The following is a 1,272-nucleotide window of genomic DNA, read 5'->3' on the forward strand; positions in this document are numbered from 1 at the left end:
CCGTTCAACCAGCCGATCCCCAGCGACACCAGCAACGCGAAGGCGATGCCAACCCACAAATTGCCCGCCACCTGCGTTGCGAACATCGAGGCCGAGAGCGCGGAAGTTGTTACCGCGACGCCTGCCGTCAGATCGAATTCACCGCCGATCATCAGCAGTGAGACAGCCACGGCCGGAATGCCGATTGTCGCCGACTGATAAAGAACCGTCGTGAATGCCGGTAGTTGCCGGAAAGGCGGAGCAACGACGAAGAACAGGATAAAGACCAGAATGGCCCCGCCGAGCGCGCCGGCCTCGGGACGCTTCAGCGTCTTTCTCCAAAAACCTTGCCTGACAAGTTGCGGATGAGACGGCCCCGCCGCAACCTTGTTCGCTGCTGTTTGATTTGCCATGTTATCTATGACTCCCATGTCTGCTATCTTTCTGTGGCCGGCCATGAAAATCATGGCCGGTCCTCAGAGTTTGATCGCCGGCTGGCTCTTAGCGCGTGCCTTGCTGCACGAATTTAGAGACCTCGGCGATATTCTGCGACGTCACGAACGCCGGGCCGGTGAGAACCGGAAGCCCGCCGCCGACAACGTCACCGTTCGTCTTGTAGAGCCACAGCAGGTCAATCGCCTCATAGCCCTCGACATAGGGCTGCTGATCGACAGCCCACTGCACCTTGCCCTGCTGGATCAGCTTCACCGCCAGCGGGCTCATATCAAACGTGCCCACTTTCGCCTTGCTGTTGGCCAGGCCGACAGCCTGCACCGCGGTCGGCGCAAAGGGCGCGCCCAGCGTCACCACATAGCCGATATTCGGATTTTGTTGAAGTTCAGCAACAATGCGCGCCTGCACGCCCGACATGTCATAACCGTTGACATAGAGGATCTCCAGATGGCCCTTGAAGGTATCCTTGATGCCATCGCAACGCGCTTCAAGCTGCACGGCGCCCTGCTGCTGATCAACGCAAACAGCCGAGGTGACGCCTTCGGCGTTCAGCTTGTCGCCAACCGCCTGGCCGGCGATCGTCTCGTCCTGGCCGACATACATCAGCAGACCGGCTTGTTTCCAGGCATCGCCGCCAGCATTGAAGCCGACAACGGGAATGCCAGCCTGCTGGGCCTGCTTCAGCGTGCCATCCTCGGCATCAGGAAAGGCAAGCGTCAAGGCAATACCGTCAACATGCTGCTGAACCATGTTGGTGATCAGCTGCGCTTCGCCCGATGCAACCGGGCTCGAGTCGTAGACAAGCTTCACATTGTCCTTCTTCGCCGCCGCCTCGGCACC

At 59.7% G+C, this 1,272-nt stretch carries 1 protein-coding gene and 1 pseudogene; both read right to left on the reverse strand.

Features of this window, described 5'->3' with window-relative positions; genetic code table 11:
• Positions 1-446 (reverse strand): annotated as a pseudogene (locus QQJ84_RS19355) (hypothetical protein); the annotation flags it as partial.
• Between the two features lie 34 nt (positions 447-480).
• Positions 481-1,272: substrate-binding domain-containing protein (locus QQJ84_RS19360; protein ID WP_284259963.1), on the reverse strand; the 792-nt coding region annotated here is incomplete at its 5' end.

Source organism: Acidocella aquatica, from assembly GCF_030160635.1.
GTDB classification, from domain to species: Bacteria; Pseudomonadota; Alphaproteobacteria; order Acetobacterales; family Acetobacteraceae; genus Acidocella; species Acidocella aquatica.